Annotated in this window: 23 protein-coding genes; 4 read left to right on the plus strand and 19 right to left on the minus strand. The window is 48.9% G+C overall.

Annotated elements, in window-relative coordinates; translation table 11 throughout:
• Positions 1-113: 113 nt before the first annotated feature.
• A complete protein-coding gene (locus BLW29_RS02540; RefSeq protein ID WP_090975887.1) occupies positions 114-1,748 on the minus strand; it encodes an extracellular solute-binding protein in 1,635 nt (544 codons plus the stop codon).
• Positions 1,749-1,935: 187 nt separating this feature from the next.
• On the opposite strand from BLW29_RS02540, the gene BLW29_RS02545 reads away from it, so the two are divergent.
• Entirely contained in the window at positions 1,936-4,188 is a 2,253-nt protein-coding gene (locus BLW29_RS02545) for a helix-turn-helix domain-containing protein (protein WP_090975889.1), read from the plus strand.
• Positions 4,189-4,236: 48 nt separating this feature from the next.
• On the opposite strand, the gene BLW29_RS02550 is transcribed toward BLW29_RS02545, so the two are convergent.
• The 4 genes from BLW29_RS02550 to BLW29_RS02565 all read right to left on the minus strand — a co-directional run bounded on the left by BLW29_RS02550 (position 4,237) and on the right by BLW29_RS02565 (position 8,467).
• Positions 4,237-5,217, minus strand: a complete 981-nt coding sequence (locus tag BLW29_RS02550) for a Gfo/Idh/MocA family protein (protein WP_090975891.1) — start codon at positions 5,215-5,217, stop codon at positions 4,237-4,239.
• Positions 5,217-6,674, minus strand: coding sequence for a hypothetical protein (locus BLW29_RS02555; RefSeq protein WP_090975893.1), 1,458 nt, complete (start codon positions 6,672-6,674; stop codon positions 5,217-5,219). The genes BLW29_RS02550 and BLW29_RS02555 overlap by 1 nt, the downstream gene beginning before the upstream one ends.
• 187 nt (positions 6,675-6,861) lie before the next feature.
• Positions 6,862-7,584, minus strand: coding sequence for a DeoR/GlpR family DNA-binding transcription regulator (locus BLW29_RS02560; RefSeq protein WP_090975895.1), 723 nt, complete (start codon positions 7,582-7,584; stop codon positions 6,862-6,864).
• 16 nt (positions 7,585-7,600) lie between these two features.
• On the minus strand, positions 7,601-8,467 hold the full coding sequence (locus BLW29_RS02565; RefSeq protein ID WP_090975897.1) for a class II fructose-bisphosphate aldolase: 867 nt from the start codon (positions 8,465-8,467) through the stop codon (positions 7,601-7,603).
• Positions 8,468-8,681: 214 nt separating this feature from the next.
• On the opposite strand from BLW29_RS02565, the gene BLW29_RS02570 reads away from it, so the two are divergent.
• Entirely contained in the window at positions 8,682-9,725 is a 1,044-nt protein-coding gene (locus tag BLW29_RS02570; protein ID WP_177186456.1) for an SIS domain-containing protein, read from the plus strand.
• A gap of 315 nt (positions 9,726-10,040) precedes the next feature.
• On the opposite strand, the gene BLW29_RS02575 is transcribed toward BLW29_RS02570, so the two are convergent.
• The 3 genes from BLW29_RS02575 to BLW29_RS02585 all read right to left on the minus strand — a co-directional run bounded on the left by BLW29_RS02575 (position 10,041) and on the right by BLW29_RS02585 (position 11,947).
• The gene (locus BLW29_RS02575) at positions 10,041-10,988 is read right to left on the minus strand and encodes a hypothetical protein (RefSeq protein WP_090975901.1); all 948 of its coding nucleotides are present in this window, start codon (positions 10,986-10,988) and stop codon (positions 10,041-10,043) included.
• A 10-nt stretch (positions 10,989-10,998) separates the two neighbouring features.
• Complete coding sequence (locus BLW29_RS02580; protein ID WP_090975903.1) at positions 10,999-11,187, minus strand: hypothetical protein; 189 nt, start codon at positions 11,185-11,187, stop codon at positions 10,999-11,001.
• A 97-nt stretch (positions 11,188-11,284) separates the two neighbouring features.
• A complete protein-coding gene (locus BLW29_RS02585) occupies positions 11,285-11,947 on the minus strand; it encodes a 3'-5' exonuclease (protein WP_090975905.1) in 663 nt (220 codons plus the stop codon).
• Positions 11,948-12,139: 192 nt separating this feature from the next.
• On the opposite strand from BLW29_RS02585, the gene BLW29_RS02590 reads away from it, so the two are divergent.
• Entirely contained in the window at positions 12,140-13,573 is a 1,434-nt protein-coding gene (locus BLW29_RS02590; protein ID WP_256208264.1) for a mandelate racemase/muconate lactonizing enzyme family protein, read from the plus strand.
• Positions 13,574-13,633: 60 nt separating this feature from the next.
• Here BLW29_RS02590 and BLW29_RS02595 read toward each other — a convergent pair whose 3' ends face one another.
• Genes BLW29_RS02595 through BLW29_RS02610 form a run of 4 tightly spaced genes read right to left on the minus strand, consistent with a single transcriptional unit; the run spans position 13,634 to position 17,802 of the window.
• Positions 13,634-14,596 carry a mannonate dehydratase gene (locus BLW29_RS02595; protein WP_090975906.1) on the minus strand — a complete coding sequence of 321 codons (963 nt, stop codon included), beginning with the start codon at positions 14,594-14,596 and terminating at the stop codon, positions 13,634-13,636.
• Between the two features lie 38 nt (positions 14,597-14,634).
• Positions 14,635-15,978 (minus strand): ABC transporter substrate-binding protein, encoded by a 1,344-nt coding sequence (locus BLW29_RS02600; RefSeq protein WP_090975908.1) that lies wholly within the window; start codon positions 15,976-15,978, stop codon positions 14,635-14,637.
• A gap of 37 nt (positions 15,979-16,015) precedes the next feature.
• The gene (locus BLW29_RS02605; protein WP_090975910.1) at positions 16,016-16,846 is read right to left on the minus strand and encodes a carbohydrate ABC transporter permease; all 831 of its coding nucleotides are present in this window, start codon (positions 16,844-16,846) and stop codon (positions 16,016-16,018) included.
• A complete protein-coding gene (locus BLW29_RS02610; protein ID WP_090975912.1) occupies positions 16,843-17,802 on the minus strand; it encodes a carbohydrate ABC transporter permease in 960 nt (319 codons plus the stop codon). The genes BLW29_RS02605 and BLW29_RS02610 overlap by 4 nt, the downstream gene beginning before the upstream one ends.
• Before the next feature lie 268 nt (positions 17,803-18,070).
• On the opposite strand from BLW29_RS02610, the gene BLW29_RS02615 reads away from it, so the two are divergent.
• The gene (locus BLW29_RS02615; protein ID WP_090975914.1) at positions 18,071-18,970 is read left to right on the plus strand and encodes an RraA family protein; all 900 of its coding nucleotides are present in this window, start codon (positions 18,071-18,073) and stop codon (positions 18,968-18,970) included.
• A gap of 63 nt (positions 18,971-19,033) precedes the next feature.
• Here the strand turns inward: BLW29_RS02615 and BLW29_RS02620 are convergent, their stop codons facing one another.
• The 7 genes from BLW29_RS02620 to BLW29_RS02650 form a co-directional block, all read right to left on the minus strand.
• Positions 19,034-20,209, minus strand: coding sequence for a helix-turn-helix domain-containing protein (locus BLW29_RS02620; RefSeq protein ID WP_090975916.1), 1,176 nt, complete (start codon positions 20,207-20,209; stop codon positions 19,034-19,036).
• A gap of 54 nt (positions 20,210-20,263) precedes the next feature.
• The gene (locus BLW29_RS02625) at positions 20,264-20,920 is read right to left on the minus strand and encodes a GntR family transcriptional regulator (protein WP_256208265.1); all 657 of its coding nucleotides are present in this window, start codon (positions 20,918-20,920) and stop codon (positions 20,264-20,266) included.
• A gap of 276 nt (positions 20,921-21,196) precedes the next feature.
• Positions 21,197-21,514, minus strand: a complete 318-nt coding sequence (locus BLW29_RS02630; protein WP_090975921.1) for a MocE family 2Fe-2S type ferredoxin — start codon at positions 21,512-21,514, stop codon at positions 21,197-21,199.
• Entirely contained in the window at positions 21,514-22,605 is a 1,092-nt protein-coding gene (locus BLW29_RS02635) for a fatty acid desaturase family protein (RefSeq protein ID WP_090975923.1), read from the minus strand. Before BLW29_RS02635 ends, BLW29_RS02630 begins: the two co-directional genes overlap by 1 nt.
• Positions 22,606-22,669: 64 nt before the next feature.
• Entirely contained in the window at positions 22,670-23,695 is a 1,026-nt protein-coding gene (locus tag BLW29_RS02640; RefSeq protein WP_090975925.1) for a LacI family DNA-binding transcriptional regulator, read from the minus strand.
• 74 nt (positions 23,696-23,769) lie between these two features.
• A complete protein-coding gene (locus tag BLW29_RS02645) occupies positions 23,770-24,672 on the minus strand; it encodes a sugar phosphate isomerase/epimerase family protein (RefSeq protein ID WP_090975927.1) in 903 nt (300 codons plus the stop codon).
• 30 nt (positions 24,673-24,702) lie between these two features.
• A complete protein-coding gene (locus BLW29_RS02650) occupies positions 24,703-25,797 on the minus strand; it encodes a Gfo/Idh/MocA family protein (protein ID WP_090975930.1) in 1,095 nt (364 codons plus the stop codon).
• Positions 25,798-25,818 lie beyond the last annotated feature (21 nt).

The raw sequence follows: 25,818 nt of genomic DNA on the forward strand, positions 1-25,818 counted from the left end.
GAAGTACCAATAAAATCGACCAGGTCGTCACACCGACTCTAGCTTGCTCAACAAAAAAAGTTGTCTCCAAAGTGCCGTGCACACTTTGAAAACAACCCTTATCATTCCGTTCACTATTCCCATCCCGGCGAAATATGCTGCTCCTTAATGAGCTTGTTTACCTCGTCAATAATCGCTTGCCCGCCATTGTTTAGATACTCCTGGACAGCTTCATCCCAACTTGAGAGGGGTTCATCACCGACAATCATGCGCGTTACATGGTCCGTAAACGCTAGTTCAAGCTCTGATTCCGTCTCGCTGCGCAGTGGAGAAGTAATGTAATCCACCGGGTTCCGGTAAAACTTATACCTCTTTAACGTGTCGACCGCATCTTGCACGAACTGCTTGGCCAGCGGATCCGAGAAGGTGTATTGCGGTTGAACCGCTTCATCGTTCGGTGCCCAATATCGGCCGATCAAGTAGTTTTTGGGACGCAAGTCTTGGGCATCCGCTTTCTCGACCGGTATGCCTTCCTTCATCTCATAGCCCTGATTCACGCCGCCGTACTGCCAGTCAAAATCCCCATTCGCCGGATTGCGTTCCTCCCATGGAATCCAGCTGCTCATATAATCGAGCATGCCAAGAATCAGGTTCACCTTCTCCGGCTGTTCCTTCAGCTCTGCATTCAGCATGATCATCTGATAGACGCCCTTACTGGAAGAAACATATCCGCTTTGTCCGTCACTCTGGAGAAAAGGAGGGATCACGGCCAGATTCGCAGAGGGCTGCAGCTCCCTAAGTGCTGTAAAGCGCTTTTCATTGAAATCATACGGCTGCTCGAAGTACATCCCGATCTTGCCGGAGAAGAAATCATTGCGCACATCGCTCATTTTGGATACGGCCCAATCTTTGGCAATAGCGCCTGCTGAATAAAGCTCGGTTAGAAATTGGATCTGCTCTTTGTTGCTCTCCGTAATCGTGCCGGGAATGAGCTGCCCCGCAGCATTCCGATCGTACCAGGCGGCTGAGTCGTAAGCGGCTCCCATTGCTGCCCCATACAAGAGACCGGTTCCCACGGAAGATAAACCCAGACCAAGCGTATCATCCTTCCCGTTCTTATCGGGATCATGATTGGTGAAGGCGATTAATACATCGCGCAATTCCTGATAATTGGTCGGCATCGGCAAGCCTAAATTGTCCAGCCAATCCTTCCGAATCACCGGATGTTTGCCGTATTTCTTCGTAAACCATCTTGGAATGGCATAGATATTGCCGTCGACTGAAACAGATTGCCATACGCTCTGCGGAATTTTGGATAACGTCGGATAATTCTTAATAAGATCATTCAGCGGCAGGAACGCGCCTTGCTTCGCCCATTTAATGAATCCCGAATCGGGATTCTCAAGGCCGATCATATCCGGCAAATCGCCGCCTGCCATTGTAACGGCAAGCTTATCCGGGTATTCCTGCATGTAATAGAATTGAGGTCTGAAATCGATGCCGAATTTCTCATTAATGGCTTGCACTGCAGGACCGTCCTGGGATGGAATGGCTGCGTCCCATAAGCCATCCATATAAGAAACGCGGACTGCGCCACCGGCTATGGATTGGGTGCTGTTCTCTGCTGATGTACCGGCCTTTGTTGATGCCTGCTTATCCGCTGCCGAATTGGTTCTAGTATTCGTAGTGTCTCCCCCCTCGCCGTCACATGCTGCAAGGAGTGCGAACATGGCGATGATGAGCATACCTGCTACTCCGTTCTTCTTCACACGATTGCCCTCCTATAACCGAGTTCGACACGATCATTTTGCTATGTTATTCGACAGGATGTGCCTCGATCTCCTCCTTATCTAACAAGGGAAGTTTCCTATTAGTACAAAATTCTACCTTGATTTAACAGTATCTCGATGCTACTATGGGGACATCTCATGTATTCCATAGCAGAGGAGGAACACAATGGGAAAAATCGGGCTCCTTAAGCACGCTGCAGGCTCCCTGTTCATTCAGCTTTTACTTAGCTTTCTAGCTATCCTCATCCCTCTCATCTCATTCTTCTTCTTCTCCTTCACTCTGCTGAAGAATCACGCCACAGACGAAGTCATCAAATACAATACCTTAAGCATGAACAAAACCATCGAGAAATACGAGAATCATTTCAATCAAATCCGGAATATTGGACTCGATCTCTTGCTAGACGAGAAATTGAATACGCTGAATCGCTCCACGCTCGACTATTTGAATGCCCGCTCCCTGATGCGCTCCATTAACAGCTACTTGGGCCATAAAGATATCGCCTTGCATAATATTTTCATTTATTTCAAGAAAAGCAATTTTATCATTTCAGGCGACCGCGGTGCCGGCGCTGATGAAATGTTCAGTCAATACTACCAAAGCGCGGACTATTCGCCTGCTTTCTGGGCGGAGCAATTCAGCAAGTCTAGCAGTTTCAGCATTCTGCCTTCCTCTACGTTCAAAGAGAAAACGATCAACCAACTGACGGCCAAAGGCCGATATATGCCGGTAATTGTCCGGAACAAATTCTTCCCAGATTATCAAGTGATTATTATGCTTGATTTAAACAAGATGCTGCACGAGTTCCACGATTCCTCACAAGATCAATTCTTGCTCTTAGATGCAGCCGGGAACCCCCTTGCGGCTAATAACGTCAACGAGCAGGTTGAATCGACTCTGCCTGCTTGGGAGAGCGGTAAGAATGATGTGAAGCAGAACGATATCTATTATTTCAACAAGGTAGGCTCTGTGACAGGTATCCGATACGTCAAGATCGTTCCCGATAATCTGATCTCAGCCCAAATCAGCAACATCAACTCTATTCTGCTCACCTTACTCATCGTGTTCGCCATTATCAGCATCTGCGCAGCTTGGTTCTTCACGAAACGATTCCACAATCCGGTCAAGAATATTATGCAGTCCATTCAGACGTTAAACGCACCTTCTGCTGTTCAAAGCAGCATCCATGAATTCAACTACATCAACGATCAAGTCCGTCATCTCGTCCAAACGAACAACACGATCGATCAAGCCAACAGCCGCAAAAACTCCTTGCTCAGCTATTATGCTTTTATGAATAAGATCAAAAATATCAAGCTCAAGGATCAGGAGTTATACGACTTCTCCATCCAGGAGCCGTATCGCCTTCTCCTGTTTCGATTGCAGTTTACGCCATCGTTCTTCCGTGAGATCGATGCGGATGAAGGTAAAGCCTCTTTCTTCGTACGCGAGTATATTGACTCTCATCTGAAGACCTATGTGCAGACGCAAACGATTCAGCTGGAGCATGATCTTATACTGTCGCTTGTCATTGGAAATTCGATTCAAGAGGATATCCCGGCCTTTCTCAGCAGCTTGAAGACCGTCTTCGATCTCGACCAGCGCTATTGGTCGGTTACGATCGGCGTCGGCAGCCTCTATCGCAATTCGTCCGATTTAACGCGGGCTTACGAACAAGTACAAGCTTTACTAGACTACCGGAAGCTTGGGAATGTGACTCAAATCATTACCGCGGCCGAGCCTCTGCCGGATTGGCAAGCTGCAATGACAGGCGGTCAAGAACAAGAGCTCTATACGAATTTGTCATCGGGCAATGAGGAGTTCGTGCTTCGAATCGTCTCCAAAGTACTCGGACAGCTAGAGAAGAAAGACGCAACGGCTAACCAATATTATGATTTTGCAGATAACATCGTTCAATTGGTAACCAAAACATTCGCATCCCTTCATCTCGATATGCAGGCCCTTCAGAGTCATCTGGCACTGTCCGGCAAAGCACGCTCCTGTTCGAATCAGGATGAACTGCAGGACTATGTAGTCCAGCTGCTCACCTTCGCGATGGCTCGCGTGAACGAGAAGAAAGCAGCCCGCGATAATATTATCGAGTTTGTCATGAAATATATGGAGCAGCATTACCAGGACGATATTACCCTTGATATTCTGTCGGATAAACTTAATATCTCTGCCAGCTATCTATCGACCTATTTCAAGACCAAGACTGGCATGAATTTTATCGATTACATCAACAATTACCGAATCGATATGGCCAAATCGCTGCTCAAAGGCGCTGATCTTCGCATTCAGGATGTGGCCACCCAAGTCGGCTATCAGAACATTAATTCGTTCAACCGGATGTTCAAGAAAATTAGCGGCGTTACGCCAAGCGAATTCCGTAAACAGCAGTATCTCATTGAAGGGTAACAAAAAGCCGCTTCTAATCACGATAACCGTGAAGGAAGCGGCTTTCCTTTATCCGTGATAGGTTTCTGCGCGATTGCGAATGGCTTCCATGACGGCGACGGATTGAATCGAGGAGCTTAGATCCTCCGTCAAATTCCCGCCGGATTTGAGTGCATCCAGGAAGCTTGCATTCTCGTGGTAGAAACCAAATGCCGTCGTCCACTCCCGCTCCTCGCGCAGCACTTCAACCTTCCCCTTCTCCGAACAAATGAGCCCGGCAAAGCTGTCCAAGCTCTCCATAAGCGGCAAATGCAGCTCATAGGAGAAGCCCTCTCCCCTTACGGTGACCATCTCCCTTGCTGATCCGGAATAAGGATAACAGTTCAGCTGGACGCGCACGCCGCTACGGAAGTTACCTTCAGCCATGATATTGATCAGTCCGGGTGCTATTCCTGATAGATCATCATACTGAAACCGCAGTGACTCATAATCAGAGCCGGCGATAAACTTCGCCGCATCAATGGCATGAATCGCTGTTGTGGAGAAATCGGCGTCTGTACGATTAATCCGTATCATGTCGTAAGTGATGCTGTAGATTTCTTTATCCTGTTCTTGGACGTGTGCGCGCAGTTTCTCGATGAGCGTGGCGGTCATCGGGACATATCTACGGTTAAATGCCACGCGATGCCGGATACCTTTCTTAGCCGCAGTTTCTTGGAGCTGTATGACATCTGAAGTGTTTACACCAGGTGGTTTCTCCAAGAATACGGCTATGCCGGCATGCATGACTTGAAGCGAGATGGGGACAGTCAGATGTTCCGGAACGATCACCCATACGGCATCCAATTGTTCGGACTCCAGCATCTGAGTGCAGCTCGTGTAAGCCCGCTCAAATCCGAAGTCCGCCCGATAAGCTTCTGCTGCCTCCCCATCTAAATCACAGCAAGCTGCAAGACGAATGCCGCCAATCGTCTCCTTGTATTGTTTTAAGCAAGGTCCATGTGTGGCCCTTGAATGCCAGCCGCAGCCGATTATTCCGATGGTTAACATTAGACGCCGCACCGCCAATCGGTATCTTCATGGGCCTTCAATTGAATCGACAGCGAGCCGTCTTCGTTCACTTTCTGTGCGCATGCCCAGTTTACTTGTTTATATTGACCCGGCCTAACTTCAAGCTCGATGGAAAGCCTAATCTCTTGATTACGCCAAGATGCAGGCAGAATCATTGAAGCCAGACTTACTTTACTTGGCAGTGGGCATCCCTTATCCAGCTTGCCGCGCACTTTCTCCGAGCCATCTGCGTTTACGGCTTCCAACCATAATGTGCCTGGCACGCCTGAAACGCCGTCATTGGAGAGGGCGATGACCAGTTCATCCGTCCCGAGACGTTTGCGCTGCCACACCCATGATGGGCGAAGTCGATAACCCAATCGGCGCTGGAGCGTATCGATACCCTCCGGGTACAGCTCGTGATAACTGGCTATCGCTTCTGCCTCTGTCCATAACCCCCAATAATTCCCGCCGATATCCAGCGCATGCAGCATGGAGTTTGCAATGACATCGACATTCCCGCTATCGAATTTAAGCTTCTCTTGCTTGAAATGCCTGTAGTAGCCGTCCTCGATTACAGCCGCGGTCCAAGTCGCCCGTCCCGAGATCACTTCAATTTGCTCCGGTTCATCCAGAATGATACTGTCCGTCCGTACCCAACAGTCTTCATTCATCGCGTACTCTCTAACCGTACGATTACCGGTATGGCTTATGTCAGGCTGCGTATTGACTGCAAGCGGCGTATATTTCCAACGTTCAATTTGTTGCCTCGTCATAGACATGAATGTATGCTCCGCCGTTGTATAATCGGGAAATGGATTTTGCAGATCATTCGTATGACCTTCTCCCCAGAAGCCATACATCATCAGGTCCACGAACTCGATGATGGGATTACCGTCAAATCGTTCAGCAAGCAGCTCATTTAACTCCGTGAATGCAGCTTGAAACGCAGGATGATCGTAGCGAGGCTCATAGTAATCAAAGTCATGATTATGAAAACGGCCGATATTGACCAGCGGAACTTGGTCGTGCAAGAAATCCGGCATGGCAAGTTTTGCTGGTTGAATATTAGGGCTCGACAGCTGTATACGGAAGGCAACGCGGAGGCCATATCGTTCAGCGGCAGCAAACGTTGCTTCCCAGATCGGATGAAGGTCGAGTTGTCCGGGACTGGATTGTACGTCTCTCCAATCACAGCGAATATAGAGAATATCGACATATGGAAGCTTGGCCAGCTTCTCTACATGTTCCTCAATTGTCTCCTGCCCCTGTCTTGCTTGAATGGATGGCCCATTCTCCTCCCAAGCATATGCAATCAATCCCAAGCCTGGATTGCGGACCGGCTTGTTTGATGGAGTCGTTGTAAAGATCGTATACCAGCCATCATCTTGTTCGATCTGAAATGGTCCTTGATACAGGCGTCCCAAGTTTATCGCTTTCTTTGCCCCTTTTTCCACCAGCAGTTCAACTCCCCTAATTGGATGTAAAACCGTACTCCTTACTCTCAAAATATAAGAAGACTCGCGGAAAAGATATCTACGAAATTTACGCACCTTCATCATTTTATTGATTATCGCGATTCCTGCAGCAAAACAAAAAAAGCGACAAGCATTGCTTGCGCCTTTTCTCAACCCTATGCGTCTCTCAATCATCTAGATCCGTGATTACACCTGTTACTTTATCGTATGGAATAATGGTAAACAGCGCAGTCTTCTGCAGCTTCGCTTGATCGAACACGGCATATACCTTGCTGGACCGTGCGATGAAGAGCTGAGCAATACGGGCCTCCAGCTCATTATGAGTCGTAAACCCATGCTCCTGCGAAACGCCGTCCACGCCGAGGAACATGGTCGTAATATTCAGTTTCTCGATGACGCTCTCTGCCAGCGGGCCGATAAGCTCATAGCTCTTGTGCCGCATAACGCCGCCTGATACAACAACCTGCACCCCTTCGGCATCGAACAATTCGTTTGCAATATTGATCGCATTCGTGACGACGGTTATGTTTTGATGGTTTTTGAGCGCTCTTGCAATCATATACGTGGTCGTGCCCCCGGTCAGGCATATGATGTCGCCTTCTTCTACTAATGAAGCAGCCGCCGCAGCGATTCGCTCCTTCCCTTCACGGCTGACATCGCGTTTCTCGGCAAATGCCAGCTCGGCGTTTCTGCCGCTGCCTTCATCATAGATGGCTCCGCCAATGGTACGAATGATTTTTTGCGATTTCTCGAGCCATTCCAAATCCCGCCGGACGGTTGCGATCGAGCTGTCCGTGGCTTCCATTAAATCACCGATTGAGGCTTTTCCCGATTCTTTAATCCGTTCAAGCAATTTCGTTCTGCGAAGATCACCTTTCGATTGCAGCATGCTCTTTCCTCCGTCATTAGCGCATTTCGATAGCTTTGCCTACGCAGCCGCATAGCTGCATCTTCTCCATGGCAAGCCGCTTCACTGCTTGTTTGGCCGGCACCATGTAGGTGCGCGGATCATTCTCACTAGGTTTGTTTGCAAAAACATCCTTGATCGCATCCGAAAAGGCAATGCGAAGCTCGGTCGCGATATTCATCTTCGCCATCCCAAGCGATACCGCCAGCTTCACTTGTTCAGCCGGAATGCCTGAACCGCCATGCAGCACAAGCGGTGCGGCAATTCGATCCGCGATGGATGCTATTCTTGCAAAATCAATATTAGGCGTTCCTTTATAAATACCGTGTGCGGTTCCGATTGCAGGAGCGAGCGTATGGACGCCTGTCAGTTCCATGAATGTCACGCATTCATCCGGATCTGCAAGCAATGCCTCAAGCTCATCCACGATGATATCGTCCTCCACGCCTCCAACCTTGCCTAATTCCGCTTCCACATTAACTCCGGCCGCCTCTGCGACCTCGATCACTTTCGCGGTTCGCCGTACGTTCTCATCGAAAGGATGCATCGAAGCATCCATCATAACAGAGGTATAGCCTGCGCGTATACATCTGACAATGAGCTTGAAATCCGTGCAATGATCGAGATGCAGCGCGATAGGCAATCCGGTCTGATTGGCAGCAACTGAAGCCGCGGCAACGATATATTCCGGACCCAAATGTTTGACTGTACCTACTGTGGATTGAATGATTAGCGGCGATTGTGTTTCGATCGCGGCTTCTGTTACCGCTTGGAGCATCTCTAGTGTGTGTACATTGAATGCGGCTACGGCGTATTTACCTGCTCTGGCTTGCTGAAGCATACGGGTGGATGATAGAAGTGGCATAAGGAAGGAGCCTCCTGTCGTTTCTGAATGACTGCTGTTCATACCGAAACTAGCATTGGAAGTTTATGACTCTAATAAGCTAATCATATCGGGTTGAATTGATCTTTACAATCATTATTTGATCGTTACAATCAAATAATGATTGATGACATCAACGAAACGATCTATGATAGAGGCATACGCATCGACAACATCGATTATGAGGAGGATTCCGATGAGCTTGACCTATGAGGAAATAAAATCGCAATATTCGGCCTTGCAGCAAACGTACGACTACATGCTGACGAATCGCACCGTGATTACCGATTTCTTTCATTCGCAAGGTAAACGCTCCGTCACCTTTATCGGCTGCGGTTCGAGCTTTACGCTCAGTGAAGCCGCTGCGTTCTCCGTTCGCTTACGTGCAGGAATACCTGCTTCGGCACTTGCAGGCGGAGATTTGCTGCTTAACGCCGCAGATTACGCTCCGCTGCTTCAGGATACCCTTCTCGTTGCCCCTTCCCGTTCAGGATCTACCAGCGAAATCGTCGAGTCCGTTCGGCTGCTGAAAACAAGCGGTGAAGCGCCGATATTAGCGATCTCGTGCGTGGATGGTTCCACCCTATCTGAAATTGCAGATCTCACGCTATCGCTCCCTTGGGCTTTTGACCACAGCGTCTGCCAGACGAGAACGGTAACCAATCTGTACACGGCTAATCTTATGATTGCCGCATTTCTTGGCAACGACGAATCCGTCCTTGCTGATATCGCTGCTGCGATTACGCAAGGAGAAGCTTATATGACACGCGTTGAATCGGCGATCCGTGAAGCAAGTGACTATGGCTGGACGAACGCGGTCCTCCTCGCCGATGGAGAACTGAACGGCCTTGCTGCTGAAGGCGCAATCGCGCTGACGGAAATCGCGAAGATGCAAGCCCATGCGTTTCATGTCCTTGATGTCCGCCACGGTCCGATGGTGACGGTTGGCCCGGAAACGCTCGTGATCGCACATCTTACTAGCGCTGGCAGCGAGCATCAACGTAAGCTGATGCAAGACATTCGTGCACGCGGCGCCAAAGTAATCGCGTTCGGCGATGCTGCAGCAAACCTCTCCGCAGATGATGCCGATCTTGCGATTATGACGGAATCGGAGCTTAAGTTGCCGGTTCAAGGTATCCCGTTCTTATTCATTCCACAGATCGTTGCCCTCTCGAGCGCCGAGCGTCAGGGAATCAACCCCGATGAACCGGATGGCTTGACGGCGTGGGTGAAGCTGTAATGGCGGAGGCGTCGCTCACTTGCTCGCCGCTGATCCCATAATTCTAACGAACCCAGGAGGCCTTATTCCCTCCAAATAGGGCCATTTGGAATTCTAACGAATCCTACAGGTCTTATTCAGCCGAATCACGGCACCAAGCTACCATTTTCGGCTGAATAGCGTCCCTACGGTTCGTTAGAATTTCGTAGAGCCCATTATCGTGAGAATAAGACCTGTACGGTTCGTTAGAGCAGCAGACGCCGCCAATTTATGCGCTTCGACCTTACATAAATAAAGATGGCTCCTCAACTTTAAAGGAGCCATCTTCATAAACCATTACTCGCTCTTCGTATCTTCAATCCAGCTTTGACGCTTCGTGGCGAGGCCGCTGCGTGCGGCTTCTGCTTTGGAATACTCCGCTTCGAGCTGTTTGAGAACTTGGCGAACATTATGAATCGCATCCAAGGTTTGCTGCTGCGAATCTTGGATGCGACCTTGGACGATCCAATCGGCAATCAGGCCATCAAACCAATAATCGGCCATCTTTAGCGTTCCGCTAATATCGATTACGATATTGATGCTCCGATTGAGATCATTCAGCTCATCGCGGAAATCGTGCAATTGATGATTCGCTTGATGAATAAACCCTTTGGCATCATCAACATGGTTATGTTTGATATGGGTGCTGATTGCTCCGCCGCCGCCCCACAGATCCCAGTTGCCCCAGTTCTCCGCTTTATCCAAACTGTCCGAAGCATCCTCCAGCGAAGCCATTACTCGTTTGCCCGCCGTTACCGCTTCTTTAATTTCTTTCACTAGAAGGGTCTGTTCCGCAATTTGCTCTTCCATCTTTCTTAGCTCTTCCGATCCGAAGCTTCCGCTGCGCAGCGCCGCTTCCTTCGCCTTCATCAGCGCTTGATAGTCGTACTCTGCACTACTGAATGCAGCAAGCGTAACGCCTATTCGTTTCAATTCATCCTGCGTATCGGCTAATCGCTGCTTCTCTTCCTGCAGCTTAAGCGCAGCTTGCAGTGCCTGTTGTCTTTCCATGTCAAGCTGTTCATCCTTGCTGCGAAGGATCGTATGAAATAGATTAGTCATCGTCAAACCCGTTAAACGTTCGACATCTGCTTGCTCGGATTCAAGCTGGACTTCATATTGGATAATGAGTCGTTCCTGCGAATGGAGTCTCTTGTTGAGCTCCTCGCTTTTGCGCTGCGCCTTCTGGTAATGATACATCCGCTCCTTGGCCTCGAGCAGTTGACGATTCAGGTCCTCTGACATGCGATCACCCTCACTTCTTCGTTATGTCTTTATATTGACGAATGGCTTCTTCGAGAAGTTCCACATCTTCTCTTCCTAATCGGATGGTCACATATTCAGGCGAGAAGCCCCCATCGTTAATCTCAAGCAGTAAACTCTGATCATCGGTATCCAGCCTTGCACTAAGTAAATCATGATCCATTAACGTCATCCAAGCCACATGGTTCTCCCCCTTTGCCCCTAGCATTGCCTTCGCTTAAGCACCATCGCCAATGATTTCCCATACGTTCAACAAGTCGCAGAAGTTTCAACCCCTACTAGGTCAGGTACATCTGCGGGATGATGAATCTTTTCACCTTCAAGCCTTCGGTCAGATCAAATTCAGAACATTGCTTCAGACGATACTCCTCCAAAACATTCATGAGAATGCGACTGATCAACACACAATCCCCAACAGCATCGTGACGTTTAATATCAGCATCATTAATACCATAATAGTCGACCAAATAATCCGTTGAGAACACCTCATCCAGCTCCGGATGGATTGCCGCGAACAATGCTTTCGTATCGATAACTGTACGCTCCACATAAGGAACATCATGCAAAAGGCAATGCTTCTTCAGCATAGGGATATCATACTCATACCCCGCCTGGGTAACCAGAACAGCATCCCCGCAAAAATCAACAAAACGGCGATAAACCTCAGCATACGTTGGTGCATCCACTAAGCTTTCATTCGAGATTCCAGTTAGCTGCTCGACCGCTTCCGGAATTGGCTTGAAGGATTTAACCAGTGAGGTGAACGTATCCAGCACACGACCCTTTTGAAATAAAACAGCACCAAACTGGGTAATCGATTCATGCTCTACAAGAATGCCTGTCCCTTCCAAATCAAAAATACAGTAGAGCCGGTCAAATAGATTGTCCACTTGAATGCCATCTACCAGATATTCCTCTTTAGATAGAATCGTAATAGTCATGCGCGGCCCCTTATCTTCAACTTATTCTGTAAAATAATAACATCTTTAGTTTACCATTATTCTACCAACCATGAATAGAACTTACCGGCCAACCACAAAAAACCCAATCCATAACCGACCTTGGTTTCTCCAAAGAAAACAAACGAAATCATAATTTTACGGTATCGCGACCGACCAATGGAATTCACTAAGATGAAGATGCATCGCTATTTCTATTCAATCGGGGTGAATGAGTTGACGAATAAGCCAAACACCTATGAAGACACACTTGCACATGTGAATACGCATTCCAATCCGTCTGAACTTCGCATCACGGATATCCGTTTTACCGACATTGTTGGCGGTCCGTTTCATAGCAGCTTAATTAAAGTGTATACCAATCAGGGACTGGTTGGTTTCGGAGAAGTGCGCGACGGGGCGGATAAGGTCTATGCTGCGCTCTTGAAGAGTAGGCTGCTGGGCGAAAATCCATGCAATATCGACAAGTTGTTTCGCCGGATCAAGCAATTCGGTGGACATGCCCGTCAAGGCGGTGGTGTCAGCGGACTTGAGATCGCGCTCTGGGATCTGGCAGGCAAAGCGTATGGCGTGCCGATTTATCAAATGCTCGGCGGTAAGTTCCGAGACAAGATTCGCATGTATTGCGATACGGACGTAAGCGGCAAGAATACAGGAACAGCGATGGGACTTGCACTTAAGAAACGGATGGACGAAGGATTTACGTTCCTCAAGATGGATCTTGGCATCGGGCAACTGATGGATCAACCCGGGACTCTGAGCGCGCCTCTAGGTTTCATCGAAGAAATGATAGACAAGTCTAGAAGACGCTACAAGCTGAACGCTGCAGGCCTATCTGAAGAGGAAGTCTGCGACATTCGAAATCGCCATTATGATATTCACAATATCGCCCATCCGTTCACGGGCATTCATGTGACGGAGCACGGCCTGGATGTGCTGGAGCAATATGTGGCGGATGTACGATCGGTAATCGGTTATGAAGTGCCGCTGGCGATTGATCATTTCGGTCATATTGGGCTGGAGGATTGCATAAAGCTTGGCAAGCGAGTGGATAGATTCAATCTCGCTTGGATGGAAGATATGATCCCTTGGCAATATACGGAGCAGTATGCAAGATTGGCACGCGCGGTCACGACGCCAATCTGTACGGGGGAAGATATTTATTTGAAGGAAAATTTCAAGCCCCTCCTCGAAGCCGGCGGCGTCTCGGTCATCCATCCGGACGTCCTTACAACAGGAGGCATTCTGGAAACCAAGAAGATCGGTGATATGGCGCAGGATTACGGAGTCGCGATGGCGATTCATATGGCGGAAAGCCCGATCGCGTGTTTGGCTGCTGCCCATGTTGCCGCAGCCACCGAGAATTTCCTCGCGTTAGAGTATCATTCCTGCGAAGTGGAGTGGTGGGATGATATTATTATAGGCAGCAAGCTGCCGAAGAAACTGGTGCAGAATGGATTTATAACGTTAACGGATGCGCCAGGGCTTGGCATTGACGATTTAAACGATGAGGTGCTAAGGCAGCATCTGCATCCTGAAATTCCGGGCCTGTGGGAATCGACAGATCAGTGGAATAAATACTATTCATCTGATCGGCTTTGGAGTTAATCTATAAATAAAAATACAGTCCGCAGGTCGTGTAACTCACCTGCGGACTGTATTTGTGTGTTACCCTGCCGAAGCTGCTTCCATTAACCCATTGATATAACCGATTCCATATAATCTGCCCAGCAGCTCATAACCCGGATTCTCGTTCGTTTCGCCGGCCATGGTCGGCACATGGTCAGGTCTCGCAGGTCCGGTAAATCCGACTTCATAGTAGGCTTTCATCGCTTCGAACATGTTCGTTTTGCCATTATCATGGAAGGTCTCTTCGAATTTCTCCGGTGTACCGTTCACATCGCGGAAATGGACGAAGAATAGCTTATCCTGCTTGGCAAAACGGTGGATTACGCTTGGGATATCCTCCCCCGCTGTTGCCATTGTTCCCTGACAGAGCGTAATGCCGTTATAGGCGCTAGGAACTAAATCTATCGCACGCTGCAGCGCATCCGCGCTGCGAAGAATACGCGAGACGCCGCGAATCGGCGTAATCGGCGGATCATCGGGGTGAAGCGCCAGTTTGACTTTAGCTTCTTCGGCAACGGGAACAATCCGTTCCATGAAATAGTGAAGATTCTCCCACAGCTGCTCTTCCGTCACAACACCAGCATCCGTTAGCGGAGCGTCCTTCATCAAACTATGATCATAGCTGGAAACGAGGGCTCCACCGCGAGCTTTGGTCGTTGTGGACGTGCGGAACCAGTTAAACTGCGCCATGAAATTGTAACAGAGTACCGGAATGCCTGCTGCACCCATGTTGAGGATGAACTTCTGGAACGTCTCGATTTCTTCGTCCCGTCCTTGCGTACCGAGCTTGATATGATTGCTCGGAGGCATGGATTCAATGACCAATAAGGACAAGCCGTGATCGGCATACCGCTGTTTCATTCGAATAAGCGGCATCAGGTCCCAAGCCTTCTCGGTTTTCTCCTCCCAAGGAAGGCCGCTAACCGCATAGTTCACATTCATTTGCTTCGCAAGCTCCCATAGCTGTGAGGGCTGCGAAGAGAAAAATTCAGCTAGTTTCATAATCGTGATCTCCTATAGGTCGGAATCGATGTCCGAGATTATTTCGAAGCGGCTTTAGCCGCCAAATCCATACCCATTTTGTTGATCTTGTCATAGGCATCTTCAATGGATTGCTGACCGTACGAGACAGCCTCCATCTCTTTCTTGTACGTATCCACCCACTCCGAGAATCCTGCGGCAGCGGAATAGAACGGCAGCGCCTTCTCAACCGAGAGGTCATAGATTTCTTTGCCCAGCTTGTCCTTCTGTTCAAGCGTCGGCTCAAGCACTTTGTAAATTTCCGGGTTAATCGGAATACCGCGAGTCAGACCAAGCGCATTGCCGGCTTCTTTGTCCGAAATAAACCATTGTACAAATTTCTTAGCTTCATCCTTATGCTTGGAATTCGCACTCACGCTCAGGAAGATCGTCGATTGTGCCCAGCCGCCTCCGGATGGACCGACCGGCATGTTGACGACGCCTACTTTACCCGGCATCAGCTGCTCCAGCGCACTAACCGATCCCGTCGTCGCGCCGCGCGTCATCAGCACGCCCGATGCCATCGGATCAGCCTGCGGGTCGTTCTCGAGGAACGCGGCTCCCTGTTCTGCCGGCGGAACGATTTTGGCTTTACGGAATTCTTCATATGTCTTGTAGTAGGTCATGAATAAGTCTTTATCGAGGGTAAACTTCTTGCCCTCATCGGCCATGACCGGATCCTTGCCCATGGAAGTTTGATAGAAATTGAACGAATCCCATGTGCCCGAATCGCCGATCGGATATTTGCCCTCCGGCAGCTTAGCGCGTGCATCCCTCGCCCATTGGAAGAACTCATCGTAGGTCCAGTTCTGCTTCGGAAGCGCAATGCCGTATTTCGCCAATTCTTCTTTGTTGAATGCAATTCCAGCCGCATTCTGACTAAGCGGAATGCCGTATAATTTACCGCCGATCTTCAGATTCTCGATCACCTTCGGATCCACGATTCCGCTTAAATCCACATCGGACAAATCCTCCAGCTGCCCTCTCGCTACATATTCTTGAAGAAATGCGGCATCCATTTGCAGCACATCCGTTATCGATTTGGATGCGGCAAGCGTTGGAAGCTTCTGCCAATAGGCATCCCAGGCCATGAATTCCGGCTTAAACGTCACATTGGCATGCTGTTTGGTGTAGATCGACAGTGCGTTCTTCGTTGCTTCGTGCCGCGCATCCGGACCCCACCACATAATGCTTAACTGGGTCGCCTTGTTGTTATCCTTCGCCGGCTCATTATTCGCTCCGGTCTCGGTACCCGCAGCGTTATTGCCGTTCGTATTGCCGTTTCCACCTCCGCTGCTGCACGCTGTTACCGTTAGCGTCAGGGCTAAGCTCAATATCAGTAAACTGGCTGATTTTCTTCTCATACCTTCAATCTCCTCTCATACTTTCATAATGATGGGGCTACCCTTTCAAACCAGTCGTCGAAATCCCTTCCACAAAGTACTTCTGGGCAAACAAGAAGATGATCACAGATGGCATGATCGACAGGAAGGACATGGCAAGCAGCTGTCCCCACTGGATGTCAAATTGGTCGATAAACATCCGAAGTGCCAAACCGACTGTAAACTTGTCGATCGAGCTGATATACAGCACCTGGGCAAAGAAATCATCCCAGCTCCAGATGAAAGTGAAGATCGCTACCGTAACAAGCGCAGGCTTGATTAGCGGCAGAATAATACGAAAGAAAATGCCGTACACGGAGCTGCCGTCAATCTTAGCCGCTTCATCCAAGTCACGCGGAATGCCGCGAATGAATTGAACCAGCAGGAAGATGAAGAAGGCTCCACCGCCGAAGAAATGCGGCAATACCAGCGGTATATAGCTGTCTACCCAGCCGAGTTTGTTGAAGAGAATATATTGCGGCACCACGGTAACCTGACCTGGAAGCATCATGGTTAGCAGTAGAATCGAGAACCAGAAGCCGCGGAACTTAAATTGAAGCCGCCCGAAGCCGTAGGCTACAAGCGCTGCTGTCAGCACGCCGCCCGTGACATTGCCGAGTTCCATCAACAGCGTGTTGCCGAAGAAATGAGCGAAGCTGTAGTCGGCAGAGAAGTTCCAGCCCTTGCTGTAATTCTCCCACATCGGAATGGATGGCCAAATCGTAGGTAATCGCAGCTCTTCTGCTTTCTTTAAGGAAGCGCCGATCCACCAGATGACCGGATAAAGCATCAAGAGCGAGAATACAGAGAGAAACAAATGATTGGATAGCTTGAACCGAATCGTAGTCATTTGGCCCTCCCTCCATCCGACTCGTAAAATACCCAATAACGTGAGGCCAAGAAATTGAGCGCGGTCAATACCGCAACGATGACCAGCAGAATCCATGCCAAAGCGGACGCATAGCCCATTTGGTAATGTTTAAACGCCTTCTCATATAGGAATAGCGCGTACATGTAAGTCGAATTGATCGGGCCGCCTTTGGTGATGATGAAAGCCGAAGTGAACGTTTGAAAGGATCCGATGATACCCAGTACGAGGTTAAAGAACATAACCGGTGACAGCATCGGCAAGGTAATGCTGACAAATTTCCGGAATCGGCCGGCACCGTCTACCGATGCAGACTCGTAGAGCTCTTGAGGGATTTGCTTGAGTCCTGCCAAGAAGATGACCATCGTAGAACCGAATTGCCAAGCATTGAGCAGAATGAGCGTTCCAAGCGAGGTGTCGGGATTCGTGATCCAGCCTAAGCCCTGTATGCCAAACCATGACAGCACTTGATTGATATAGCCTTCCAAACCGAACATATTGCGCCACAGTGCAGCTACCGCGATGCTGCCGCCGATTAAGGAAGGAAAGTAAATCGCCGTCCGGTACAGGTTCATCCCCCGAATGTTCTTGCTCAGCGCCATCGCGACCAGCAGCGAGCAGAATAGCTTTAACGGTACCGAGATCAGAACGAACATAAACGTTACGCTTAACGACTTGGTGAACGTATCGTCATTGGTGAAAATAGTGGCGTAATTGTCTGTTCCGGTCCAAACCGGGGCTTCGAGCAAAGAATACTCCGTGAACGATAAATAGAAGGACTGCGCGATCGGCCATAGCGTCAGCAGCAAAAATCCGATTAACCACGGAGCAATAAATAGATACCCGGCTAGATTGGTTTCTTCCTTGCTTTTACGCTTGCGTAAGGAAGCTCTTGCCGACTCCGTGCGTGGTGCTTGGGCTAACGTTTCAGTTGTCACCCCTGGATCTCCTCCTCTTGAAAGGATATAGTAATTGTTTTGTAAGATGAAGCTCGTCTTAACTCTAATAGAAAACGGTTACATGAGAGAAGGTGACAATTTTACGATATGGTTGGATTTATTTAAAACGATTGCGGGATAGGTGAAATTATTATGCGTTCCGGCAGAAATGCCTTAAGAATCTCGCATCGACAATCTGCGAATTGTCCATAACAATAGACTTAAGAAACGCAATCATTCCCTAACCAGACGAAAGAGGTGCTCAAACGTGAGATTCGATAACCCGGAAGATATTGTCCAGCTGACCCCGTTATGGGAGGGGGAACGCTTCCCGAATGGCCGCCCTAAAGTTTCGGAGGATGTGCTGCGCCGAATGCGCAAAATCACATTGGAGGAAGCATGGGGTCCTCTCTGGAACCACGGTTACACCTTTCAATTCGAAGGTGAATTCAAAATCATTCATCCGGATAACGTGATGGTCGGCCGGGCCGTGACTGCAGTTATGGTTCCGAAGCGTCCTGATCTGCATGAAACACTTCTCAAGTATGGTCATGAGCAGGAAGGCCGCAAGGGGTTCTTTAACCAGTGGGTCATTGACTCCCTTGTAGAGGACGATGTTGTCGTTGTCGATATGTTCGACAAAGTCCATCTCGGGACTTATGTCGGCGGGAATCTGAGTACAGCCATATCTACACGCACCAAACGCGGAGGCGCGGTTATATGGGGCGGCATTCGCGATAATCAGCAAATTGTCGAGATTGATAATATCAATGTTTATTATCGGGGCAGCGACCCTACTGCCATCGCGGATGTCACGATGGTAGGCATGAATGTGCCTACGCGCATCGGAAAGGCGATTTGCCTTCCAGGGGATATCGTGCTCGGAACGCCTGCAGGCGTAATCTTCATCCCTCCGCACCTTGCCGAGCTTACTGTCGCGCAGGCTGAGAAATCCCAGGTCCGCGATATTTTCGGCTTCGTCCGTCTCAAGGAGGCCGTCTACTCCACGGCGCAAATCGATTCCAATTGGACCATGGCGATGTGGAATGACTTTACAAGCTGGTTTGACAACGATCAAGCTGCAGCGGAATACCGCCATTTGACATGGGATAAAGAGCTTGAAAGCGCAGCGAAGCTCGACGATGGCGGCAGCGATGTGCGATTATAGGTAAATACAAAAGGACTCCGGCTAAGCGTTAGTTGAACGCTCTTCGGAGTCCTTATTCAGGGTCTAATTCATAACCGTCGTCTCTCGATATTCCGTTGGCGATACGCCTACCTTCTTCTTGAAGATTTGACTAAAATAACGAGGATCTTGGTACCCGACCTGCTCAGCCACTTCATAGTTTTTATAATGCGTGCTGACCAATAGCTTCTTAGCCTTCTCGATCCGGATATCCGTCAAATGCTCGATAAAGGTTTTGCCGGTGTTTAGCTTAAAGAGCAGACTTAGGTATGTCGGTGTCATATAAACCTTCTGTGCAACGCTTTGCAGTGACAATGCCTGGTATTCCTGCTCCATGTGATGAATGGTTTTCTTAATAATGCTTCGGTGGCTCTCCTTCTGATCATAGGACAGGACTTCTCTAACGCCGGACAAGAACGCACAGACATATTGTTTAATTTCCTGCAACGTATGCATCTTAACAATGGACATAATTTCCAATTTATTGTAAGCGCTGTCATAATTAGTGGAAGTAAGCAGCTTCTTCTCCGTTCCAATTAATAAGCGAGCCGTTAATTCATACATAGATTTGATGTCTACCGGTCCTTGCTCAAGCATGGCATGGTAGAAGTCTTCAACAGCCTCTTCAATTTCGTCGGCAGAGTCTGCTGATTTTATAGCTTCATGTAATTCAAGCTCCTTATCTGCCGGATAATCATAGCACGCCAAGTATTCGGGAAGTTCGCTGAAATAGATGATATGGCCCGTTCCGCGATAAAACTTCTCTTGCAGTGCACAGACTGCTTGTTTATACGATTGTTTGATATCATTTAATTGACTGCATGGATTGCCAACCGCAATATTGACCTGAAGGCTGAATTGCCTGCTCAACTTGGTTTGGAGCGTCTCCAAGTCCGACTTGGATACCCATGAGAACAACAAGGCAAGACGATTCTGATCATCCATAAATACAATACTTCCGGTATGAACGGCTATCTGCTGTTGCAAATAATCCCGCATTTCCTCAAGAAGCACTTTCTCTTGCTCCCCCAAGTTAGACGAAGAAGGCTCAAGCAGCGCTAATGCAGGATAGGTGAAATAGGGATTCAAATTCAACCGAGATAAGCTATCTTTCAAATTCGTACTCTTCGGCTTGAGACCCAAGACAAGATCTTGAAGAAAACGGTCACGCATCCACGTCAAAATAACGTCATCCTTATACAACAGCCCTTCGCTTAGCATCTTTTCTCCCCTTTACGAACGGATGTTCATCAGCTGTATGCTTGTTTCATGCTGCTATTCCAGATCAATCATCTTATAAGCGTGCATATGTCCAACGAAAGCTGCCTCTGCTGCATCCGGATCGCCCGAGCGTAAAGCATCGATAAGGATGAGATGCCACTCGGCCAGAACCTCGGTAGTATAATGACGATTGGAAATCGCCATGAAGCGCATGACCTTGGAGCGCATATGATTCCACAGCTCCAGTACGGCCTGATTATCGCAGCGTTTATAGAAGAAGGCATGGAAATCCATATCCAGCTCCAAGATGCGCATCATCTCCTGCTGCTGATTCGCAATATCCATCTCTGCAATAATGTGATGAAGATAGTCGTAGTCTTCTTCCGTTAATAGCGGCATGGATTGCCGTACCGCAAAACCCTCGATGATTTCGCGCAGGACGAAGATATCTCGAATCTCTTTCGCTGTTATCGCAGCTACGACAGAGCCTTTGTTCGGAATGCCCGATATGAGGCCTTCTTGCTTCAACCGCTCCAACGCTTCACGTACCGGTGCTTGGCTAATTTGATATTTGCCCGCAATCTCTGTCACGATTAGTCGAGCGCCAGGCTGGAGCACGCCTTCAAGAATAGCTTTCTTCAAATCTGCATAAACATGTTCGCTTATCGAGTTGATCGGATAATCCGCATGAGGACTGCGTATGGCATTCACTGCTCCTTTTAACATTATCGATTATCGATTATCGATAATGTTAGATATAGCTATATTATAGAGTTCACCACCGGTGGTGACAATCGCTATTTTTGTCATATTATGTTACTACTTTTGTGCTGCCAGTCTTAGAACCAACGACCCATTTCTATGATATCGAGCAACCTCTTCAGAAGTCACAATCATGTATACGTCTCCTTCAGAATATCAACCAATATAAAAGGCACCGAACGAACAGGAGTTTCTCCTGCCCTCGGTGCCTTCTATGAACGCTATTTAAATCAGAATAAATACTTTGTCATCTTCTACTTTGACCTGGTAGGACTGCAAATCCACGCAAGCTGGAACGCGTACTGCCGCACCGGTTGTAATATCAAAGCGACCGTTGTGCTTCGGGCACTCCACCTGCTTCCCCATCACAAGCCCTTCCGACAGATGGTACTTCCCATGTGTACAGAAACCGTCAGTCGCGTGGTAATCCCCTTTGTCGGAGCGGTACACCGCGAAGGAACGATCAGCCTGATCGAAGCGGATCACATCTTCTACCTCGATTTCATCAGCATCGCAAACTTCCACCCATTCCTGGTTTGACACTAGGCTTCACTCCTTGTTAGATGGTCCAAATTAGGACCGTAGCGATAAGGAACGGCTGTATCCGGCAGCGGCTTAACGACAACATAAGACGGATCGTCTTTCTGCTTGCGCAGCGCGCCGATAACTTCTTTCAGAGCTGCCCATAGGCTCGGACGTGCCGGCGGGCAGTCGGATTTCATGACTTCATGAAGCTTAGGCAAGGCGTGAAACGGAACCATGGGGAACATATGATGCTCCGTATGGTAGTTCATGTTCCAATAAAGGAAACGGAAGACCCGATTCATATAGATTGTCCGCGTATTCAGGCGATGATCCAACACATCTTCATACAGGCCCAAATGCTGCGTAATCCCGAACGTGAGTACAAGCAAACCGCCATAGAAGGAAGGAAGAATGATGAACATTGCCGGCAGAATGCTGCCCATGTAGATGCAAGCTGCAATAACAGCCAGAATAATCAGCATGTAAACACGTGCTTCACGGTACACTTTATGGTGCTCGGAAGCCGGAATATAGTCTTTCTCTTGCTCATCCAGCTTACCGAATGTATGCAGGATGAAGCTTTTGATTGCCAGCGGACCGCCGTACAAGTGGAAAATTTGCATGTAGAGGATTTTCCAAACCGGTGGTCTGGCGGTAATGATCTCCGGATCGCGGCCGACGATAATCGTATCGGTATGATGACGCGCATGGCTCCAGCGCCATGGCGTAGCCGAGCGCAGGACAAAGAACGAAGCAATGTGGTAAACGACGTCATTCATCCAAGGTGTCTTAAACGCGGTTCCGTGTCCACATTCATGCCAGCGGGAATCGCCTGGTGTTGCATACAGCAATCCGTATAGGAAGAAAGCCGGAACGGCCCACCATGTGCCCCAAGATTGATAAGCAAGGAATCCTAGAATGATGAGTCCGCCAAACCAAATCAGCGTATCTCGGATAGCCGGGCCATCCTTTCTCTTCATCAATTCCTTCATCTTCGCACGAGGGATCGGGGTTTGATGCCACTCTGCGGAAGCCAGACCCTTCTCATCCGCGCGTTTACTTTCAACGCCTTTCAAGCTATAGTCTCTACGTTGCACTACAATTGCCATTATGACCGCCTCCTTCATTCATTCTATTCGTGCGCGGGCACGTAATGCTCCAAAAAAGAAAGCCTTACAGGCTTTCGGGAATATAAATATGTGTCTCTGTATAATGATGCTCGGTCTCCGGCTGCTTGCCTGCAAATACATGATCAAACAGGATACGCAGCGACAAGTATCCTTGCCTCTCGGGATTCTGTACAATCGTGAAATCAATTATCCGCTCACGAAGGCCTTGAACAGCCGGCGGAATCAGATCATTGCACACCACTCGAACTTCGCCTTCAAGGTGATGCTTCTTGATAACGTCAACACACGCGCCAATATCGCCTGTCGCCATGTAGATGCCGCCGATATCGTGATGTTCACCGAGTGCACAATCCAATTGCAAATACGTATCTGCATAACGGTCGAAGCCTTCGATGACTTGAAGCAATTCAAGCCTGCTTCCATGCTCCGCAAGTCCTTGCTTGAAGCCTTCAACCCGCGATCGATGCGCATGGAACTTCAAGTTACCGGTAACGATCAACACTTTGTCATTCGGCTGCAGAACACGGTTCATCAGACCTGCAGCAACCATTCCGCTCTTGTGCAGATCCTGCCCCACAAAACAAATCCGTTTGCTGAGCTCTACATCCGAGTTGAACGTCACGATCGGTACGGCCCGTTCAGCTGCGTAATCGATGCTTGCACGTATCAATTCATCGTCCATGACGGAGAACATAATACCGCTTACGCCAGCTTCGACAAGCTCACGAATGGCAGCCGCACCTTCCTCTGGACTCTTATTATCGACGAAGCGATACTCCAGTCGGACGCCAAGATCCTTGAGCTCTTCTGCCGCAACGCTAATTCCGTTACGGATCGCTTCGAAGAACTGAATTTCCTGCGGCGGCATGATGATGCCGAAGACTAGCGGTTTTTTCTGATACGCTAAAGCTTTAGCTGCAATATTAGGTACATAATTCAATTCAGCTACAATGCTAAGAATGCGATCGCGAACATCTGGTTTCACGCCGGGCCTGTCGTTAAGCACCCGGTCAACGGTTCCTCGCGATACCCCTGCCTGCTTGGCAATTTCTCTAATGGTTACGGTCATAATTCGCTCCTATTGCCCAGGTGTGCTCGGGCACCTATTATTATAGAGCGAATGATTTATTCTCACAAGAGCCTTTATACGCCAACTGATTTGAGTTTATTGTCGAGGAACGTTTTCGCACGCGGAATGTCCTCTTCTTCCAAATGCTCGATGATGATCGGAATGTTCGGATGCAGCTTCGCCAGACGCTCCAGATACAAATCATAGTTCAAATTGCCAAGGCCCGGAGCCGGCAGTTCAACTGCACCTGCACCACGGAACGAATGGGACTCCGAAGCATCAATGTTAGCATGCTTCTCTACCGTATCAGTAGCCCGCATGCAATCTTTGGCGTGCGCGATTTTCACTTTATCGCCAACTGCATTGAAGATGCGGTTCAATGTTTCATCAATATGGTCAATATTGTTGTCCGTGAAGTAGTTAGTCGGATCCATCAGTAGGCCAAGTCCTGGATGATTGACATCCGAGAGCAAGCGCGATACCTGATCCACAGAGCCGATTACGTTGTTTACGTAATTCTCAATCAAGAAAACAGAGCCGTTGTCGTAAGCAAATTTAGCCAGATCTTCGATCGTTGTTGCTACTTGCTCATACGCTTCTTCTGTTGCATTCTTCGGATCCCATACCCAGTCGCTCTCCGTATTGAAAGTACCGGTTTCACTAACTACATACGGGCTGCCAAGGTCACGAGCGAATTCAAGAATTTTCTTAACGCCATGGACGTTCTGTTTGCGTTTCTCCGGATCCGGATGAATCAGGTTCGTATAACCGGAGATGCAGACGATCGGCAGATTGGCATCACGGAATGCATCGCGAATGGTGCGGCATTTCTCTTTCGTCAAGGAATCGAAGGATAGATCCATGTCTTTGAAAGCCAAGTCCAGCTGCACGCAAGAGAAACCGTCTTTCTTCATTCTTGCGATCGATTCCTGAAGCGAATAAGGATAATAAGCGTTGAAAATACCGACTGATAACATAATGATGACCTCCGCGCGTTTTATTTTGGGTTAGATAAATTCCGATAACTTCACTGTTCTGCCTTCGGCAATGGACTTGTAGCAAGCGTCAACTGCCGCCATAGTCTTCAAATTATCGCGTCCGCCGATTTCCGGCTCGCTGTTTGTTTCCACGGCACGAAGCAGCTGCGCCATTGTGCCTTGGAAGGCATCCGGGAACCAAACGGAATCCCATTCCGGGCGAATCCATTCGTTCGGTTGCTGGCGGGTCGTGAATGCCAGCGTGCTTGGCGAATGCTCCGGATAACGCGGCCAGCCGATCGTACCTGTAGCCATGCCATCCAAACCTTCAACGCGCCACTTGATGTATATATCCTTCTCCGTACCTTCGCCCGGCCAAGCCCATACATCATCCAAGCTCGTAGCCATCAGCTCATCCGCGTATTGGAACGTGTATTGCGAAATACCGTCGATATGAGAGAACTTCGTGCGCGGATCTCTGCGCGTAACCGCTGTGATCTTCTCGGGGTCGCCGAACAGATAACGGAACGCATCGATATGATGGATACCCATATTAAGAATTTCGATTTGCTCATATTGCTCAAGGAAGCCCTGCCAATGGGGAATCGCGCGCATTTCAATCGTCGCAAGTACGGGCTGTCCCAAATATCCGCCTTCAAGAATCGCTTTCAGTGCGCGAATGGATTGGTCATAACGCATGTTGGAGTTTACCGCGATTTTGATGCCTGCCGCTTCGCATAACTCGACGATTTGACGAGCTTCTTGCGAATTCATCGCAAGCGGTTTCTGGCACAGAATGCCTTTAATATGCGGCTGCTTCACCGCTTCGCGGACTACGTCAAGCTGACGATCCGGCGGCAAAGCGATATCGAGAATTTCGATCTCCGGATCGCGCACGAGCTCTTCCCACGTACGGTGAACCTTAGGGATATTACGCAGCTCTGCTACGGCTTTCGCATTCTCATACGTACGGGACGCAATGGCAACCGGATTGAAACCGGCATCGCGGTAAGCGACCAGATGGCAATCCCGCATAATAAAGCCTGATCCGATACATCCTATCCGGTAATCCATTCTTTTCGGCATTTCGGGCCGAATAATGGTTTGAAAATCAAGCTGTTTCATCGATGTGCCTCCTTCGTTCCT

The sequence above is a fragment of the Paenibacillus sp. CF384 genome (genome assembly GCF_900106745.1).
In the GTDB taxonomy this organism is placed as follows: domain Bacteria; phylum Bacillota; class Bacilli; order Paenibacillales; family Paenibacillaceae; genus Paenibacillus_Z.